This is a genomic window from Mycobacterium sp. NGS59, from assembly GCF_059812345.1.
The window spans coordinates 515,788-533,106 of record NZ_JCALCN010000001.1 but is presented as its reverse complement, the minus strand read 5'-3'; the positions used below and the strand labels follow the sequence as shown (position 1 = coordinate 533,106).

The following is a 17,319-nucleotide window of genomic DNA, read 5'->3' as shown; positions in this document are numbered from 1 at the left end:
GTGGCAGCCCTCACCCTGCCGTCGCGAATGCCGCACAGATCACGTCCGCACGATCTCAGACCCTCATGCCCGCGCACTGACGCGCGGCACGGCACCTAAAGTTGAACACCGACATGTCTGTGACGATCGTGGAGAATCCCCTGGCAGACGGCGCAGATCCGGCGCCGTCTGCACATTCGCGGGGCCGCTTTCTCGACCCGTGGGCGATCGCCGCGCTGGCGACGCTCGTCAGCGGCGCTTGGGCCGCGCGACCGTCGCTGTGGTTCGACGAGGGTGCGACGATCTCGGCGTCTGCCAGCCGCACCCTGCCCGAGTTGTGGAAGTTGCTGGGTCATATCGACGCCGTCCACGGGCTGTACTACCTGCTCATGCACGGCTGGTTTGCGATCTTCCCGCCGACCGAATTCTGGTCCCGCGTCCCCAGCGCGCTGGCCGTGGGAGCCGCCGCCGCCGGGGTGGTGGTCTTCACCAAGCAGTTGGCACCGCCGGCTGCGGTGGGGTCGGGCCGGACCCTGGCGCTGTGCGCGGGCGTCATCTTCGCCATCCTGCCCCGGGTGACCTGGGCGGGCATCGAGGCTCGCTCCTCGGCGCTGTCGGTGACCGCCGCGGTCTGGCTGACGGTGCTGCTGGTCACCGCGCTGCGCCGGAACAGCCCCGGCCGGTGGATCGCCTACGCGCTGACGTTCATGCTGTCCATCCTGATCAGCATCAATTTGGGTCTGTTGATCACGGTCTACGCCGCGCTGCTTCCGCTGTTGGTGCCGAAGGGATCTCGCCGTTCTCCAGCCATCTGGCTGGCCATCAGCTCGCTGGTCGCACTCGGCGCGATGACGCCGTTCGCGATGTTCGCGCACGGCCAGATATTTCAGGTCGGGTGGATCGCCGGGCTGACCCGAAATCTCTTCCTCGATGTAGTGCACCGGCAGTACTTCGACTACAGCGTCCCGTTCGCCGTCCTGTCGGGTGTCACCATCCTGGTCGCCATCGCCGTTCACCTGCGCAACGGCTACGGGCCTGCCGGCACCCGGCAGCTGGTGCTCGCCTGCGTCGCGTGGGTGGCCATTCCGACGGCCGCGGTACTGATCTACTCGGCGACCATCGAGGCGATCTACTATCCGCGCTACCTCATCTACACCACACCCGCCGCGGCCATCCTGCTGGCGGTCTGCATCCTCACGGTCGCCCGCAAGCGATGGCTCGTCGTCGGTCTCGTCGTGGCATTCGCTGTCGCCGCATTCCCGAACTACTACTTCAAACAGCGGGGCCCGTACGCCAAGGAGGGGTGGGACTACAGCCAGGTGGCGGACGTCATCAGCGCGCACGCCGCGCCGGGCGACTGCCTGCTGGTGGACAACACGGTGCCCTGGCGGCCCGGTCCGATCCGGGCGCTGCTGGCCACTCGCCCGGCAGCGTTCCGGTCCCTGATCGACGTCGAGCGGGGGTTCTATGGACCCAAGGTCGGTGCGTTGTGGGACGGTCACGTCGCCGTGTGGCTGACGACCGCCAAGATCAACAAATGCACCACCTTGTGGACGATCACCAACCGCGACAGTTCGTTCCCGGATCACGAAGCGGGACAGTCACTTTCGCCGGGCAAAGCGTTCGGGCGCGCCCCGGTCTACCAGTTCCCCGGCTATCTGGGCTTCCACATCGTCGAGCGGTGGCAATTCCACTATTCGCAGGTAGTCAAGTCAACTCGCTGACCGGTCGGGCCGGCTGGCCTTCATCGACGCGATGAACCCGGCGGCGGCCAGCACGGTGAACACCGCGTAGAGCCAGCGGGCCGCGGCAAGTTCGCCGCCGGGGGCGTTGTTGACCACGACGCCGGCGATACCGGCGCCCATGGCCGCCGAGATCACCTGCACGGTGTTGATCGCCGCGGCAGCGGCGCGTCCCTCGGACGGATCGTCGACGGACTCCATCGCGCGCACGGACAGGTGCGGCCAGGCCATCCCGATGCCGGTACCTGCGATCAGCAAGGCCAGCGCCCAGACCACCACCACACCGGTCGGGGCGTCGGCGCGCTGAGTGACCGCCGCCAGGGCCAGACCCGCCGCCATCACCAGCGGTGCGACCGCGACGACGTATCCGACCCGGCGCGGCTGCTGCACCGACGCGCTGACGATCTCGCTGACCGTCCAGCCGACAGCGAGCGCGGCACCCAGGAACCCGGCGACGACGGGAGACAGATGTCCCAACCGTTGACCGAACAACGGCACGTAGGTATCGACCAGCACCGCCATCATCTGCACGGCCATGGTCAGGTAGATCCAGCGCAGCGGCCCGGCGCCGAAAACGCTGGGCGGCAAGACGCCGCCGCTGCGCCGGTCCACCGCGACGAACACGCCGACCAGCAACACCGCCGCTACCAGCAGACCGGCGGTGGCGGCGATGTGACGCGGAAGCTGCGCGACGCTGATGGCCAGCGCGGCGGCACCCATCAGCACCAGCGACCAGATCGGCACCCGGACTCGGGCATCCTGGGCCGTCTCGTCGCGCGGGTCCGAGGCGGGCAGCGCGACGGGCACCAGGATCGCCAGCAATGCCGGCAGGATCGCCATGGCGCCGAACGCCCACCGCCACAACCCGAACTGCGCGAACAGTCCCCCGGCCGCCGGGCCGATCACGGTCGCGACGCCCCACATCGCCGACACCAGTGCCGAGGCGCGTGTCCACAGCGATTTGGGCAGGGTGGAGTTGATCAGCGCGTAACCCAGACCCGCCAGCAGACCACCGGCCACCCCCTGCAGGGCGCGTCCGGCGATGAGGATCTGCATGTTCGGCGCCACCGCACACACCACACTGGCGACACCGAACACCCCGAGTCCCGCCAGAAATGATGTCCGCGCGCCGAAGCGCAGCAGCACGGTGTTGACGGTGGTCGCCGAGATCACCGAGCCGACCAGGTAAAGCGTGACCACCCACGCGTACAGGCGAGCACCGCCGATCTCGGTGATGGCGCTGGGCAGCAGGCTGACGGTCAGGAACTCGTTGGTGGCGTACAGCCCCACGCCGCCGGCCAGCACCGTGGACGTGCCCAGGTGCCGGGTGAGCAGTTCCCGCCAACTGCCGGTCCGGCCCGTCGTCGAGGTCACTTCAGACCGGCGGCGTCCATCCCCCGCAATTCCTTCTTGAGGTCGGCGATCTCGTCGCGGAACCGGGCCGCCAACTCGAACTGCAGGTCACGTGCGGCCGCCATCATCTGCGCGGTGAGGTCCTTGATCAGGTCGGCCAGCTCGGCGCGTGGCATGTTCGCGGTGTCGCGGCCCTCGATCACACCGGCACTGACCGCACGGCCGGGCTCCCCCGGCGCCCGTCGACCGCGGGAGGCGTTGCGGCCGGAGCCGCCGATCCCGACGTCGGTGTCGTCAGCTTCCCGGTACACCTGGTCGAGGATGTCGGCGATCTTCTTGCGCAGCGGCTGCGGGTCGATCCCGTGGGCCTCGTTGTAGGCCACCTGCTTGGCCCGGCGCCGCTCGGTCTCGTCGATGGCTTCTTTCATCGAGTCGGTGATCTTGTCGGCGTACATGTGCACTTCACCGGACACGTTGCGGGCGGCGCGGCCGATGGTCTGGATGAGGCTGCGGGTGGACCGCAGGAAGCCCTCTTTGTCGGCGTCGAGGATGGCCACCAGCGACACCTCCGGGAGGTCCAATCCCTCCCGCAGCAGGTTGATGCCGACCAGTACGTCGTACTCGCCGAGCCGCAGCTGCCGCAGCAACTCCACGCGGCGTAGCGTGTCGACCTCCGAGTGCAGGTAACGGACCCTGATGCCCATCTCCAGCAGGTAATCGGTGAGGTCTTCGGCCATCTTCTTGGTCAGCGTCGTCACCAGCACCCGCTCGTCGGCGTCGGTGCGTTTGCGGATCTCGCCGATCAGGTCGTCGATCTGCCCCTTGGTCGGCTTGACCACGACCTTCGGGTCCACCAGGCCGGTCGGGCGGATCACCTGTTCGACGAACTCCCCGCCGGTCTGGCTCAGCTCGTACGGCCCGGGGGTGGCCGACAGGTACACCGTCTGACCGATGCGGTCGGCGAACTCCTCCCAGGTCAGCGGTCGGTTGTCGACCGCCGACGGCAGCCGGAAGCCGTACTCGACGAGGTTGCGCTTGCGTGACATGTCGCCCTCGTACATGCCGCCGATCTGCGGCACCGTGACGTGCGACTCGTCGATGACCAGCAGGAAATCTTCCGGGAAGTAGTCCAGCAACGTCGCCGGAGCCGATCCGGCCGGCCTCCCGTCGATGTGACGCGAGTAGTTCTCGATGCCCGAGCAGAATCCGACCTGCCGCATCATCTCGATGTCGTAGTTGGTGCGCATCCGCAGCCGCTGCGCTTCCAGCAGCTTGCCCTGACCCTCCAGCTCGGACAACCGGTCGGCCAGCTCCTGCTCGATGGTGGAGATCGCCTGCGCCATGCGTTCCGGACCCGCGACGTAGTGGGTAGCCGGGAAGATCCGCAGGGAGTTGACCTGCCGGATCACCTCGCCGGTCAGCGGATGCAGGTAGTACAGCGCCTCGATCTCGTCGCCGAAGAACTCGATGCGGACCGCCAGCTCTTCGTAGGACGGAATGATCTCCACGGTGTCGCCGCGCACCCGGAAGGAGCCCCGGGTGAAGGACAGGTCGTTGCGGGTGTACTGCACGTCCACCAGCAGCCGCAGCAATCCGTCCCGGGGTACCTCGTTGCCGACCTGCAGTTCGACGGACCGGTCCAGGTAGGACTGCGGTGTGCCCAGACCGTAGATGCAGGACACCGAGGCCACTACCACCACGTCCCGCCGGGACAACAGCGACGACGTCGCGGAGTGCCGTAGCCGCTCCACGTCGTCGTTGATCGAGCTGTCCTTCTCGATGTAGGTGTCGGTCTGCGCGATGTACGCCTCGGGTTGGTAGTAGTCGTAGTAGGAGACGAAATACTCGACGGCGTTGTGCGGCAACATTTCCCGCAGCTCGTTGGCCAGCTGTGCGGCCAGCGTCTTGTTCGGCGCCATCACCAGGGTGGGGCGTTGCAGACGTTCGATCAGCCAGGCGGTGGTGGCCGACTTGCCGGTGCCGGTCGCACCGAGCAGCACCACGTCATGCTCGCCGGCTTTGATACGCCGCTCGAGCTCGTCGATGGCGGCCGGCTGGTCGCCGGCGGGCTGGTGGGGGCTGACCACGTCGAAGCGGGCGCCGGTGCGGACGATCTCGTCGACGGCGCGGTATTCCGAGTGGGCGACTACTGGGTATTCGGTGGCGAAAGCCATAGCACCAGGGTAAAACCAGGCACCGACAGGCTTTGTTCCCGCTGGTCCCGCGCGCTCGCGCCCGGCCGGGGCGAACAGGGTGCTACTTGTGCCGGCTCCACATCCGGCTCACCGGATCGCATTCGATCAGGTACCCGTCGTTGGAGGCCGACATCGCGAACACCGGGATGTCCGGCTTGTCGCAGGACGTGCCGGCGGCGTGCACGCCGGCGGTGATCGGCGCTCTACCCCAGGTGTTGCCTTCGCACACCACCTGTTCGTTGCTGGTCTGGTCATAGCCGAGCTTGTCGACGTCCGAGCACATCCCGCCCAGGACCGGTGGCGACGGACGGGTGCCGGGCGCGGTCGCAGCGCGGATCGCCTGCGCGGGATCGGTCAGCGTCACCCCGGCCGGCACGTCACCGACCCGGGTCGCGACCACCGGCACCCGGAGCACCGCGCCCTGCGCACCGCATTCGCCGCTGCGGACGGTTTCGGTCTGCACACCGCGCAGGGTTCCGTCAGGCTGCGGCGCCAGGGACAACGCCACCGTTTCCTGCTGCGCGGCCGGCGCCGGCCCACTGGCCTGGCGACAGCCGACCCGCTGCTGTTCGGGCGAACCCTGCCAATACCCGGCGACGAACCGCAATGTGTCGCTCTGGCCGCCCTCGGCGGTGTCGGCCAGCTGGTGGGTGGCCTCATCGAGTGCCACGCCGCTGGCCGCGCATCCGTTGGTGGTGCACACGCTGTGGAACGCCCACCAGACGGTGCTGACGCTGTCGTGCCGGATGGATGTGCCGTTCGTCGTACGCTTGGTGCGGTCGAAATCCAAGCGGTAGGTGCCGTCGAGAACCTTCGCCGGGGTCACCGCGACCGGGACTGCCGGCGCAGCAGCGACGGATGGTGCAGCGGCAGGCCGTGCCGCCAGCGCCGGGGTGGGCGGGGCGTTTTCCGGCTGGAAACTGTAGAGGGTCGACCAGGTCGCCGCGACCGCGATCAGCACCGCACTCACGACTGCCGCCGCCATTCGGATCCGCGGCGATACTCGTCGTGTCGAGTCCGTCTGCCCCACAACAGGTTTGACCTCAGCCGACCCGTCCTGCACCGCCGCCGAGACGGCGTCGGCAAAGTTCCGGCACCGGTCGAAACGAGCCTCCGGTTTCTTGGCCAGTGCCTGCGCGAAGATGTCGTCCAGGCACGCCAGGTCCGGCCGGTAGTCACTGACCCGGGGCGGATCGTCGTGCAGGTGTTGGCTGATGACCGCGACCGGGTTGGCGTGCCGGAACGGCGGCGCACCGGTGAGTAGGTGAAATGCCGTGGTGGCCAACGCATATTGGTCTGCACGGCGGTCGATGTTGGCACCCGCCAGCTGCTCGGGAGCCGCGTAGGCCACCGTTCCCACCGCGGCGTTGGTCTGGGTGATCCCACTGATATCCGCCAGATGGCGGGCAACGCCGAAGTCCGCCAACAGAATCCGGCGTTCATCCCCGTCGGGATGGGTGAGCAGGATGTTGGCGGGCTTGACGTCACGGTGCAGCAGTCCCCGATCGTGGGCGTAATCGAGTGCTCCGGCGACGGCAGCCAGGATGGCGCAGACGTCGCCCGTCGGCATCCCCTGCGGGTGTGACTCTTTGACCAGGCGGGCGGCGTCGGTGCCCTCCACGTAGTCCATCGATATCCAGAGCTGGCCGTCGAACTCGCCTCGGTCGTGCACTCCGACGATGTGGGGATGCCACAGTGTCGCTGCGAGATCGGCTTCCCTGTCGAATCTTTCGCGGAACTCGCTGTTCGAGGTGATGGTCTGGGCGAGGACTTTGATCACGTCGCGGCGCGGTAGCCGCGGATGCAACGCGAGATAGACCTCGGCCATTCCGCCGACGCCCAACTGGCGCAGGATCGTGTAACCGGCGAAGGACGCACCCCGGGTCAATTCCGAACGCTCGGCCGGCGGCGGCACCGGCGTGATGCGTTGCCGGAGGCGCCCGATAGGCGTCGTCAAGACGCGCCGCCCGGCGTCGAAACGCCGGGCCGCGCCTGATCGATGGTCCATCCGTCGTCGCCTCCCCTCCAAGGCATGATGCACGAAAGGTGTTGGCGCAGGGGCGGTTGCAAGCTGTGAAACAGCTATGTATGGCTCGGTGCGAGACATAGCAACGTCACAGCTGAGTCACAACCAGCAACATCCAACGGCCCCGATACTGGTGGTCGTGAATCGACCAGCACCGCCGGCGTTGACCATTCGGCATGACGGTTCCCAATGTTCCTTCGCCGCAGGCTACGAGGTTGTCGTGGGTCGTGATCTGCAGGCCGACCTGCGCATCCCGGACCCACGGATCTCCCGCGCGCACCTGATCGTGCGTTTCGACCGCGGCCGTTGGCTGGCCATCGACAACGGCTCGCTCAACGGCACCTATGTCAATGGCTATCGGATGCCGGTAGTGGACCTGCATGACGGCCAGAGCGTCAATGTCGGCAATCCCGCCGGACCACGACTCACCTTCGAGATCGGTCGGCAGGCAGGCCTTCCCCCGCGTCCGCGCAGCGCGTTCAGCAACTCCAGGGCAAGCCACGACAGCGGTCCCCCGACCCTGGCCTGGTCGACCATCCCGCCGCGACCGGCACACCCTCGGTCAAACGGGCGTCCGCTGCCGGCGTGGCCTCAAGAGGAGGCCACCAGCGTCGACATCGCGCCACCCCCGCCGGCCGAACTCACCGTGATCGACGCCAGGTCAGCGGATATGTCGAACCTGGCGACCAGGATGGTCAGGGTCCTCGCGCCTCGCTCGTCGCCGACCCCGAGACCGGCCTCTAAACCAGCCCCTGTCAAGACAATCGGCCGCGCCAGCGACAACGACATCGTCGTCTCCGACGTCCTGGCCTCCCGCAGGCACGCGACGCTGCGGCCCACCCCGTTGGGCGCCGAGATCGAGGACCGCAGCATCAACGGCACGTTCGTCAACGGCACCCGGGTCGGCTCGGCGATCCTGTCCGAGGGCGACGTCGTCACGATCGGCAACGTCGACCTGGTGTGGCACGAGGACACCCTGGTGCCGCGCAGCGAAACCGAGTCTCGCACCGGCGGACTCGAGGTGCGCGGGGTGGACTACACCGTCGACGGCGGCAAACAATTGCTCGACGCCATCTCGCTCACCGCGCGGCCGGGCACGCTGACCGCGGTGATCGGCGGGTCGGGTGCCGGCAAGAGCACGCTGGCCAGGCTGATCGCCGGCTACGTCCGGCCCAGCAAGGGTTCGGTCAGCTTCGAGGGACACGACATTCACGCCGAATACGCGTCGTTGCGCAGCCGGATCGGCATGGTGCCGCAGGACGACGTCGTGCACCGCCAGCTCACCGTGCATCAGGCGTTGGGCTACGCCGCGGAGCTGCGGCTACCGCCGGACACCAGCAAATCCGACCGCGCCCGGATCGTCGCCCAGGTACTGGACGAACTCGACCTGACCAAGCACGCCGACACCCGGGTGGACAAGCTGTCCGGCGGCCAGCGCAAGCGGGCCTCGGTGGCACTCGAACTGCTGACCGGCCCCTCCCTATTGATCCTGGACGAGCCCACGTCGGGTCTGGATCCCGCGCTCGATCACCAGGTCATGACGATGCTGCGGCAGCTGGCCGACGCGGGCCGGGTGGTGATCGTCGTGACGCACATGCTGTCCTACCTGGATATCTGTGACCAGCTGCTGCTGGTGGCGCCCGGCGGAAAGACGGCCTACTGCGGGCCGCCAGACCAGATCGGCGGTGCGATGGGCACCACCAACTGGGCCAAGATCTTCAGCCAGGTGGGCGCCGACCCCACCGAAGCGAATCGGCGGTTCCTGGCCCAGAACCAACCCCAGGACCGGTCCGGAACCGAATCCGTACCGGCCGACCTGGGCAAACCGGTGCAGACCAGTGTGCGGCGTCAGATCTCGACCGTCGCGCGCCGCCAGATCCGGCTGGTCTTTGCCGACCGCGCCTATTTCGTGTTCCTGGCGCTGCTCCCGTTTGCTTTGGGCGCGTTGTCGCTGACCGTCCCCGGCTCCAACGGGTTCCGCGCGGTCGGTGAGCACGGTGGGACACCCGACGAATCCGCGCAGATCCTCAACCTGCTGCTGCTGGCCGCGGCCTTCATGGGCACCGCGTTGACGATCCGCGACCTGGTCGGCGAGCGGGCGATCTTCCAGCGTGAACAGGCGGTGGGACTGTCGACGACCGCCTATCTGCTGGCCAAGACCGCGGTCTTCTGTGCGTTCGCCGTGCTGCAGGCCGCGATCGCCACGACCATCGTGATCCTCGGCAAGGGCGGACCGACGCGCGGCGGCCTGGTGCTGGGTCACGGCAACTCGGCGGCGACCGTCGAGTTGTTCCTGGCGGTCGCCGGCACCTGCGTCACGTCGGCCCTCCTGGGCTTGGCGATCTCGGCGCTGGTGCGTTCCACCGAGCAGATCATGCCGCTGTTCGTGGTGTCGATCATGGCGCAGCTGGTGCTTTGCGGTGGGATGGTACCGGTGACGAATCGGATTGTGCTGCAACAGGTTTCCACGGCAGTGCCGGCGCGCTGGGGTTATGCCGCGGCGGCGTCGACGGTCGACGTCAGGTCGCTGGTGCCGGGCTCGCTGCTTCCGCAGGACCGGTTCTGGCAGCACACTTCGCGGATCTGGCTGGTGGACATGGGCATGTTGGCCGGGTTGTCGGTGTTCTACGCATGCTTCGTGCGGTGGAAGATTCGGCTCAGGCGGTAGCCGCGTCCGGCTCGGTGGTCATGTGTCGGCGCACCAACTTGCGCCAACGCCGCTGCCGGTAGCGGTAGATCCCGGTCGCGACTTTGGCCACGACGGCGGTGGCGATGCCGGCTTCGATGTCGACGGTGTCGCTGTACCGGCACGAGTGTTCGTCGATCGGCTCGGCGTGCAGCGTGTGGTTCCAGGCCTTGAGCAGCCCACCGTGTTCTCGGGTGCGGATGGTGCGGGTGGCCTTGTCCACCTCGACGACGTCGATGGTGTGCCGATAGGCCGGGAACAGATGAAATGCGACCAACCATCCGGTGCCGCGCTCCCCTTCCCGCAGGGGTTCGCTGCGTCCGGTCAGCGCGGGAAAGCCGAAGAGACCGCGGCAGACGTACAGGAACGTGGCCGGGGACAGCATCGCCGACCACACCCGGTCGGCGTTGGTGGGCAACAATGTTTCGATATGGACAGTGCGCATCATCGGCTCCTCATCGCTGGTCCTGATTGTGCTGGTGAACGCGCCGAATGACTACTCGCTTTGACCAGGAGATGCCAGATCGCCCCGACTGATCGCTTCCGGCAGCGCAAGCAGCCCAAACAGGACCGCGCCACCGCGACCCGGCAACGGGTCCTGGACGCGGCGGCTCACATTTTCGCCGAGCACGGGTACTCCGCAGGGACCACCAACCGCATCGCCGAGCGCGCCGGGGTGTCGATCGGTTCGGTGTACCAGTACTTTCCGAACAAGGACGCCATCTTACGCGCCTTGATGGACGCACACGTCGACGCCGGGATGCGCATCTTCAACGAGCGGCTGTCGGCCGGCCTGCCGCCGCGACTGGACGACACCCTGCGGTTGTTCGTCCGCGCGGCCATCGACAACCACCGTGACGATCCGCGGCTGCACCGCGTGCTGTTCGAGGAGGCACCGCGGGCACCGGCATTCCTGGATCGGTTGCACGAACTGGAACGGCTCAGTGTCGAGACGATCAGTTGGGTCCTCGATCAGCATTCCCATCCCCAGAGCGGACTGCACGCCCAGATCGTGGTCGCCACCATCGATTCCCTGGTGCACCGCCTGATCACGGCAGCCGAACCCGTCGATTTCCAAACGGCCGAAGACGAAATCGTCGCGTTGCTCACCCGCTACCTCGAGGCTCCGGCCTCAGAGCACCGGTAGGGGGTCCCCATCCATCCGCCCAAGCACGAGACGTTCGACCTGGCCGACCGCATCAACATCGACCCAAAAGGCATCGTGCGGGCGGTCGACGAGTACACGGTGCTGCCCTGGGGGCTGTATCTGGCCCGACCCACCCCGGGCCGGGAGCAGTTCCACTACCTCGAATCGTGGCTGTTGCCGTCATTGGGGTTGCGCGCCAGCGTGTTTCATTTCAATCCCGGACACGAGCGCGACCACGACTACTACCTGGACGTGGGTGAGTACACGCCGGGACCGACGGTCTGGCGATCCGAAGACCACTACCTCGACATCGAGGTCCGGACCGGGCGCGGGGTCGAGTTGGCCGACGTCGACGAGTTGCTGGACGCGGTGCGGCAGAACTTGCTGACTGCCGAGGCGGCGGAGTTGGCGGTGCGCCGCGCGACGTCCGCCATCGCGGGTCTGGCCGCCAACGACTATGACCTGACACGCTGGCTCTCCGCCGCCGGTATGGAACTCACCTGGCGGCGGAGATAGCCGACGACACGCTTTTTCAGACCGCCAGCAGCCGCTCGAAGAACTCGCGGTAGTGCATCAGCGCCAGCCGCAGGTCCTCGGTGGAGGCTTCCTGTCCGCGCGCCCACTGCTCTTCCAGTCGCGAACGGGCTTGGGCGAAGCTGAATGTCAGCTGATCGACCAGGTCGGAGACCAGGACGTCGGCCTTTTGGACGCAGTCCTTGGGGTCGTCGACGAATGCCGCCTGCACCGCGGCCCAGCGGCCGCGCAGTTCGGTGAGGTCGTCCTCGGCGAACAACGTTTCCTCCGTTGCCGATTCGTGACGAACCGGGGCCTCGGCAGGCGGCTCGGCCAGTGTCTCCATCTGCTCGTCGCCGGCGACCGGCGGGTTCGTCGCCGGTGGCTGTTCAGCCACCGGCGCTGTCGCCGTGGGGTTTTGGGTCTCGCCGTAGGCGTCGGGGACCCGTGCTTGCTGCTCGTGCGTAGTCATGCGCTTGCCTCCTTTAGGCATCTGTGGTTTCGAGCAACTTCTCGAACAGGGCGCGGTAGTGCACGAACGCTTCCCGCTGCTGCTCGGTGTCGACATCACCGCGCTGCTGGGCCAGGTGGATGTTGTGAGCGGCGCGGTAGTTTTCGACGATCTGCGGGTGGTCGACGGAGATGTCAGCTGCCCGCTGGTCGAAATCGTCTACGGGATAACCCCGTTCGCGCATCACGTCGGTCACCAGCCGGTCGGCGACGCCGACCGCGGTCGCCGGGTTGTCGACGAACCCGGTCTGCACCTGGTGCCAGCGGTTACTGAAGTCCGACAGTGCCGACGGCGTCAGCGGAACGATGTCGAGTTTCTTGCGATTCTGTTCCCGTGCGGTGAGTTCGTGCTCGGCCGCCTTCGAGTCGCCGGTCTCGGACACCAGACGTTCGTACTCGTTGCCATAGTGCTGCTTGAGCCGCTCGGTTTTCCTGCGGCTGCTCGCCAGACTCGCTAAAACAATGACCGCGGCGACCACCAGAACGACGAGGACCGCAATCAAAATCCATTGCCAGAGAGCCATTTTCTGCTCCTCTCGTACTCATGTCGAATAACCGCCGCGGACCCGGAGCAAACGTCTCCGGGGCCGGCGGATGTCAGTAGTAGTGCCTGCGACCGCCGACGGCGCGTCCCATCGAACCGAGAACGGCCAGGATCGCACCGATGACGAGCAGGATGATGCCGAGTGTCCAGACGATGGAAATCTTGAAGACGAATCCAACGACCAGCAGGACGAGGCCAAGAATGATCACGATGAGCCCTCCTTCGGGCGATCGCCGGTTGAACGGTTGAGGTCCCGATGCTGATGAGTCCAACACCCTTAAGGGGGGTAGCAATACACCCCTAGGGAGGTAATCTTGCGCGGTATGCCACCGCCGATCACCATTGCGCTGGTTGACGACTACGACGTCGTCGTCAAAGGCGTCGCCAACATGCTCGACCCCTACCGCGACCGCGTCGTCATCGCCGAACTCGACTCCACCATGCCGGTGAAGGACGCGGTCGACATCGTCTTGTACGACTCATTCGCACAGCCCGAATCCGACCACGACGAGATCGAGGTGTTGGTCGCCAACAAGCGCGCAAGCCGAGTTGTGGTGTACACGTGGAACTTTCACCCCGACCTGATCGAGAGCGCCCGGGACAAGGGCGCCCACGGCTACTTGTCCAAGACGCTGCCCGCCCGGGAGCTCGTCGCCGCATTGGAGGCCGTCCACTCCGGCGAAGTTGTCATCAGCGATGCGCCGGCCCGCGCGCGCAGCGCGCCCGGACTGGACTGGCCGGGCCGAGGCGAAGGGCTGAGCGACCGCGAGGCTGAGATCCTGGCCCTGATCACACAGGGCAAGAGCAATGCCGACGTCGCCCGGCTGACCTATCTCAGCCCCAACACGGTCAAGTCCTACATCCGGACGATCTACCGCAAGATCAGCGTCGGCAGCCGTACCCAGGCGGTGCTATGGGGTGTGGACCACGGCTTCACTCCGGATCATCACCGGATCGAGCACTGGCGCGGTGGCCCGTAGCCGGCAATAAGGCGTCCAGGTCGGCGATCGCCCGCAGGGTGTCGTTCAGATGTGTGCAGGTGCTGGTGCCGACGAATTCCACACGGACGCGCTCACGTAACTCCTCGAGCGCCATGCCCTGGATGCGCGCCGCGCTGCCGATGGCGCCGGGGCACTCCTGCCAGGGCAACACCCGCACCTCGGCACGCACCGACGCGATGGTCCGCGTTGCCGTGTCGACGGTGCCGGCGACGGTGTACTCGTGCACGATCGTCTCGACGACGTCGTCGTCCATGTGCGAGTCCCGGAAGTGGGCGTCGAATCCGGCGTGGCCACCGTCCAGCGGCCAGGTGTCGAGGCGACGGAACCGGCGCATCCCTCGCGCGCGCAGCGGTTCGACATCGTGCAGCCCGTCCAGCACCGGCGCCAGCGGTCCGCGTCCGGTCGGGATGACATCGTGTTGCCGGGCGTATCCGATCAACGACGCCTGCGGCGCGAAACCCGCGCAGATCCCAGCCATCCGGTCGGCGACACCCGCCGGCATCTTCTGCTCGGCGCCCAGGACGATCGCCGCGTGCTGGAGGGCATATCCCGAGACCAGGGCCGCACCGACCCAGTCGTCGAGCAGGAGATGAAGCAGGCTTGCTTGCAGTACGTCGTCGGGAAACGCCTCGGCGACCACCGAGCGGAACCCCCGGCCGACCCGACATCCCCGCAGCGTATCGAGACGGTGATCCGTTGGCGCCGAGGAGATCTCGTCGATCACCTGACCGATTAGACGCGCGTTCATCCGGATCTCTGCCAGCACCTCGTCGCCGTCGGCATCGCGAGCCCGCAGGTCGACGACCGAGCCACCGGGTTCGTCCGGATGGGTGTCGATGGTGCTGGTACGCCGGCGCCGCCCTGCCACCAGGGGAGCCACCCGCTCAGCAACCGGCCGCCGCGGTCCGAGGATATCCGTGACGAACGGCATGGATTCAGGGCTTCCAGCCGGTGCTGTCGGCCCACTGCCAGGCACGCTGGTAGGCGTCGCGGAACCACGGTTCCTTGGCGGTCGCATACCGGACGATGTCGCCGTCGCCGTCGGTCTCCGCCGTACGCTTGGCCGCCTGATATTCCTCGCGCACACCGGCATCGGCTTTGAGCCAGTCGACGAACAGCAGCGCGAACTGCTGGTTGGGCCGCCCGGGCAGCCGGATGTGCACGTTGGTCGGCCGGCCGGGGTCCGCCGAGGCGTGAATCCGCTTGTGCCACAACGCTGCATCATCGGAGTGGTCGAAGCCCGGCACGGTGCTGCGGGCGGCGGACCTGGTGGTGTCCTGGGTGATGTGTTCCAGGCGCGGATAACCCGCCGCCAGCAGCGGTTCGACGAGCTCGTCTGCCACGTCGAATGATTCGACCGTGACCTGAATGTCGATGACGTCCTTGGCAGCCAGGCCCGGCACCGCCGTCGACCCGATGTGGTCGACTCGCAGAGCCCGGTGCCCGCAGGTGGTCTGCAACCGGTTGACGACGCGCCGGGCCTGGTCCGGCCAGGACGGGTCGGCCGGTGCCAGTCGCGCCTGCGCGCGGGCGTGCTCACGGCGAGTCAGATTGTGCGCGAACGGGACTATCCGGTTGTGCCACACATCCCGCGCCCGCTCGACCAGCTCATCCGGACTGCCCGAGTTGTCCAGCCAGATGTCGGCGACCTCACGGCGCTGCGCGTCGTCGGCTTGGGCGGCGATCCGTGCGCGTGCGTCGTCCTCGCTCATGCCGCGTAGCTCGACCAACCGACGCATCCGCACCTCTTCGTCGGCATGCACGATGATCACCAGCGGAAACAACGGCGCCATCCCGGATTCCACCAGCAGTGGGATGTCCTCCACCACAACGGCGTCCTGCGATACCGCGGCGATGATCTCGGCACGACGCTTGCCCACCAGCGGATGCACGATGCCGTTGAGCTTCTGACGCTGCTCCTCGTTGGCAAAAGCCTTGGCCGCCAACGCCGGCCGATCCAGAGCACCGTCGGGAAGCAGGATGTCCTCGCCGAACGCTTCGACCAGTGACGCCAATCCCTCGGTGCCCGGCTCGACTACCTCCCGGGCGATGACATCACCGTCGACGATGATGCCACCGCACTCCGAGAACGTCTTGGACAGCGCCGACTTGCCGGCACCGATCCCTCCGGTCAGACCGATGCGCAACATCCGGCGGCGAGTTAAGCGCTGCCGGCGAGCTTTTCGCGCAGCGCAGCCAACTGCGCGTCGCTGGCCAGCGACCCGCCCGCGGACTTCTCCGAGGAGCTGCTGCTGGACGACGACTGACCGCCGCCACCGTGGTCGGCCGCTTCGGCAGCGGCGAACTTCTCCATCTGGGTGGTGTGCATCTTGTGCCGGCGCTCGGCCTCGGCGTAGCGCGCTTCCCACTCGTTGCGCTGGGCGTCGAAACCTTCGATCCATTCGTTGGTTTCGGAGTCGAAGCCCTCGGGGAAGATGTAGTTGCCCTGCTCGTCGTAGCTGTCGGCCATGCCGTACTTGGCGGGGTCGAACTCTTCGGTGTAGTCCTCGTTGGCCTGCTTGAGCGACAACGAGATTCGACGACGCTCCAGGTCGATGTCGATGACCTTGACCATCGCGTCGTCGCCGACCGCGACCACCTGGTCGGGCACCTCCACGTGGCGCTCGGCCAGCTCGGAGATGTGCACCAGGCCCTCGATGCCCTCCTCGACCCGCACGAACGCACCGAACGGCACCAGCTTGGTGACCTTGCCGGGCACGATCTGGCCGATGGCGTGGGTGCGGGCGAAGTGGCGCCACGGGTCTTCCTGAGTTGCCTTCAGCGACAACGAAACCCGCTCGCGGTCCATGTCGACGTCGAGCACCTCGACGGTGACCTCGTCGCCCACCGTGACCACCTCGGACGGGTGGTCGATGTGCTTCCAGGACAGCTCGGAGACGTGCACCAGACCGTCCACACCGCCGAGGTCGACGAACGCGCCGAAGTTGACGATGGAGGAGACCACACCCTTGCGGATGGTGCCCTTCTGCAGCTGGTTGAGGAATTCGCTGCGCACCTCGGACTGGGTCTGCTCCAGCCAGGCGCGGCGGGACAACACCACGTTGTTGCGGTTCTTGTCCAGCTCGATGATCTTGGCTTCGATCTCTTTGCCGATGTAGGGCTGCAGGTCCCGGACGCGGCGCATCTCGACCAGGGACGCGGGCAGGAAACCACGCAGTCCGATGTCGAGGATCAGGCCACCCTTGACCACCTCGATGACGGTGCCCTTGACGGCCTCGTCCTTCTCCTTGAGCTCTTCGATGGTGCCCCAGGCGCGCTCGTACTGGGCGCGCTTCTTGGACAGGATGAGCCGGCCTTCTTTGTCCTCTTTCGTGAGAACCAGGGCCTCGACCTCATCGCCGACGGAAACGACCTCGTTGGGGTCGACGTCGTGCTTGATGGAGAGTTCGCGGGCGGGGATGACCCCTTCGGTCTTGTAGCCGATGTCGAGGAGCACCTCGTCCCGGTCCACTTTGACGATCGTGCCTTCGACGATGTCGCCGTCGTTGAAGTACTTGATCGTTTTGTCTATTGCGGCAAGAAAATCCTCGCTGGTGCCAATGTCGTTGACGGCTACTTGCGGCGAGGTGACGGTGGGACTCGGCATATTGTTGGGTTGCTCC

The 17,319-nt window shown here is 66.9% G+C and carries 15 protein-coding genes; 5 read left to right on the top strand and 10 right to left on the bottom strand.

Annotation, left to right across the window (positions count from 1 at the left end; translation table 11 throughout):
* The first annotated feature begins 113 nt into the window (after positions 1-113).
* On the top strand, positions 114-1,703 hold the full coding sequence (locus tag AC5Y46_RS02230) for a mannosyltransferase (RefSeq protein ID WP_499989926.1): 1,590 nt from the start codon (positions 114-116) through the stop codon (positions 1,701-1,703).
* Here AC5Y46_RS02230 and AC5Y46_RS02225 read toward each other — a convergent pair.
* The 3 genes from AC5Y46_RS02225 to AC5Y46_RS02215 all read right to left on the bottom strand — a co-directional run bounded on the left by AC5Y46_RS02225 (position 1,692) and on the right by AC5Y46_RS02215 (position 7,277).
* Complete coding sequence (locus tag AC5Y46_RS02225) at positions 1,692-3,095, bottom strand: MFS transporter (protein ID WP_499989925.1); 1,404 nt, start codon at positions 3,093-3,095, stop codon at positions 1,692-1,694. The genes AC5Y46_RS02230 and AC5Y46_RS02225 overlap by 12 nt on opposite strands.
* Positions 3,092-5,248, bottom strand: coding sequence for an excinuclease ABC subunit UvrB (gene uvrB, locus AC5Y46_RS02220; protein WP_499944222.1), 2,157 nt, complete (start codon positions 5,246-5,248; stop codon positions 3,092-3,094). The genes AC5Y46_RS02225 and uvrB overlap by 4 nt, the downstream gene beginning before the upstream one ends.
* A gap of 82 nt (positions 5,249-5,330) precedes the next feature.
* On the bottom strand, positions 5,331-7,277 hold the full coding sequence (locus AC5Y46_RS02215) for a serine/threonine-protein kinase (RefSeq protein WP_499989924.1): 1,947 nt from the start codon (positions 7,275-7,277) through the stop codon (positions 5,331-5,333).
* 157 nt (positions 7,278-7,434) lie between these two features.
* Here AC5Y46_RS02215 and AC5Y46_RS02210 point away from each other — a divergent pair, with 157 nt between their 5' ends.
* Positions 7,435-9,963, top strand: coding sequence for an FHA domain-containing protein (locus AC5Y46_RS02210; RefSeq protein WP_499989923.1), 2,529 nt, complete (start codon positions 7,435-7,437; stop codon positions 9,961-9,963).
* Here AC5Y46_RS02210 and AC5Y46_RS02205 read toward each other — a convergent pair.
* Positions 9,953-10,426, bottom strand: coding sequence for an Rv1443c family protein (locus tag AC5Y46_RS02205; RefSeq protein WP_499989922.1), 474 nt, complete (start codon positions 10,424-10,426; stop codon positions 9,953-9,955). The two genes, AC5Y46_RS02210 and AC5Y46_RS02205, sit on opposite strands and share 11 nt — an antisense overlap.
* Before the next feature lie 60 nt (positions 10,427-10,486).
* Here AC5Y46_RS02205 and AC5Y46_RS02200 point away from each other — a divergent pair, with 60 nt between their 5' ends.
* Entirely contained in the window at positions 10,487-11,128 is a 642-nt protein-coding gene (locus AC5Y46_RS02200; protein ID WP_499989921.1) for a TetR/AcrR family transcriptional regulator, read from the top strand.
* 75 nt (positions 11,129-11,203) lie between these two features.
* Positions 11,204-11,644, top strand: a complete 441-nt coding sequence (locus tag AC5Y46_RS02195) for a ribonuclease FAU-1 family protein (RefSeq protein ID WP_499989920.1) — start codon at positions 11,204-11,206, stop codon at positions 11,642-11,644.
* A 16-nt stretch (positions 11,645-11,660) separates the two neighbouring features.
* Here AC5Y46_RS02195 and AC5Y46_RS02190 read toward each other — a convergent pair whose 3' ends face one another.
* From AC5Y46_RS02190 to AC5Y46_RS02180, 3 genes are all read right to left on the bottom strand, one after another.
* Complete coding sequence (locus AC5Y46_RS02190; RefSeq protein ID WP_499989919.1) at positions 11,661-12,113, bottom strand: hypothetical protein; 453 nt, start codon at positions 12,111-12,113, stop codon at positions 11,661-11,663.
* A gap of 13 nt (positions 12,114-12,126) precedes the next feature.
* On the bottom strand, positions 12,127-12,675 hold the full coding sequence (locus AC5Y46_RS02185; protein ID WP_499944216.1) for a hypothetical protein: 549 nt from the start codon (positions 12,673-12,675) through the stop codon (positions 12,127-12,129).
* A 73-nt stretch (positions 12,676-12,748) separates the two neighbouring features.
* Positions 12,749-12,904 (bottom strand): DUF6131 family protein, encoded by a 156-nt coding sequence (locus AC5Y46_RS02180; protein ID WP_499989918.1) that lies wholly within the window; start codon positions 12,902-12,904, stop codon positions 12,749-12,751.
* A 114-nt stretch (positions 12,905-13,018) separates the two neighbouring features.
* Here AC5Y46_RS02180 and AC5Y46_RS02175 point away from each other — a divergent pair, with 114 nt between their 5' ends.
* Positions 13,019-13,675, top strand: a complete 657-nt coding sequence (locus tag AC5Y46_RS02175; protein WP_499989917.1) for a LuxR C-terminal-related transcriptional regulator — start codon at positions 13,019-13,021, stop codon at positions 13,673-13,675.
* On the opposite strand, the gene AC5Y46_RS02170 is transcribed toward AC5Y46_RS02175, so the two are convergent.
* From AC5Y46_RS02170 to rpsA, 3 genes are read right to left on the bottom strand one after another with little or no spacing between them, the layout of a single operon-like run.
* Positions 13,629-14,627 (bottom strand): DUF2889 domain-containing protein, encoded by a 999-nt coding sequence (locus AC5Y46_RS02170; RefSeq protein ID WP_499989916.1) that lies wholly within the window; start codon positions 14,625-14,627, stop codon positions 13,629-13,631. The genes AC5Y46_RS02175 and AC5Y46_RS02170 overlap by 47 nt on opposite strands.
* Positions 14,628-14,631: 4 nt before the next feature.
* Complete coding sequence (coaE, locus tag AC5Y46_RS02165; protein WP_499989915.1) at positions 14,632-15,846, bottom strand: dephospho-CoA kinase; 1,215 nt, start codon at positions 15,844-15,846, stop codon at positions 14,632-14,634.
* Positions 15,847-15,857: 11 nt separating this feature from the next.
* On the bottom strand, positions 15,858-17,303 hold the full coding sequence (gene rpsA, locus AC5Y46_RS02160; RefSeq protein WP_499944210.1) for a 30S ribosomal protein S1: 1,446 nt from the start codon (positions 17,301-17,303) through the stop codon (positions 15,858-15,860).
* Between the last annotated feature and the right edge of the window lie 16 nt (positions 17,304-17,319).

Coding starts and splice junctions, on each gene's coding strand:
- coaE (WP_499989915.1), bottom strand. CDS start 15,846: ATGTTGCGCATCGGTCTGACCGGAGGGATCGGTGCCGGCAAGTCGGCG.
- AC5Y46_RS02185 (WP_499944216.1), bottom strand. CDS start 12,675: ATGGCTCTCTGGCAATGGATTTTGATTGCGGTCCTCGTCGTTCTGGTG.
- AC5Y46_RS02205 (WP_499989922.1), bottom strand. CDS start 10,426: ATGCGCACTGTCCATATCGAAACATTGTTGCCCACCAACGCCGACCGG.
- AC5Y46_RS02215 (WP_499989924.1), bottom strand. CDS start 7,277: ATGGACCATCGATCAGGCGCGGCCCGGCGTTTCGACGCCGGGCGGCGC.
- AC5Y46_RS02170 (WP_499989916.1), bottom strand. CDS start 14,627: ATGCCGTTCGTCACGGATATCCTCGGACCGCGGCGGCCGGTTGCTGAG.
- AC5Y46_RS02190 (WP_499989919.1), bottom strand. CDS start 12,113: ATGACTACGCACGAGCAGCAAGCACGGGTCCCCGACGCCTACGGCGAG.
- rpsA (WP_499944210.1), bottom strand. CDS start 17,303: ATGCCGAGTCCCACCGTCACCTCGCCGCAAGTAGCCGTCAACGACATT.
- AC5Y46_RS02230 (WP_499989926.1), top strand. CDS start 114: ATGTCTGTGACGATCGTGGAGAATCCCCTGGCAGACGGCGCAGATCCG.
- uvrB (WP_499944222.1), bottom strand. CDS start 5,248: ATGGCTTTCGCCACCGAATACCCAGTAGTCGCCCACTCGGAATACCGC.
- AC5Y46_RS02175 (WP_499989917.1), top strand. CDS start 13,019: ATGCCACCGCCGATCACCATTGCGCTGGTTGACGACTACGACGTCGTC.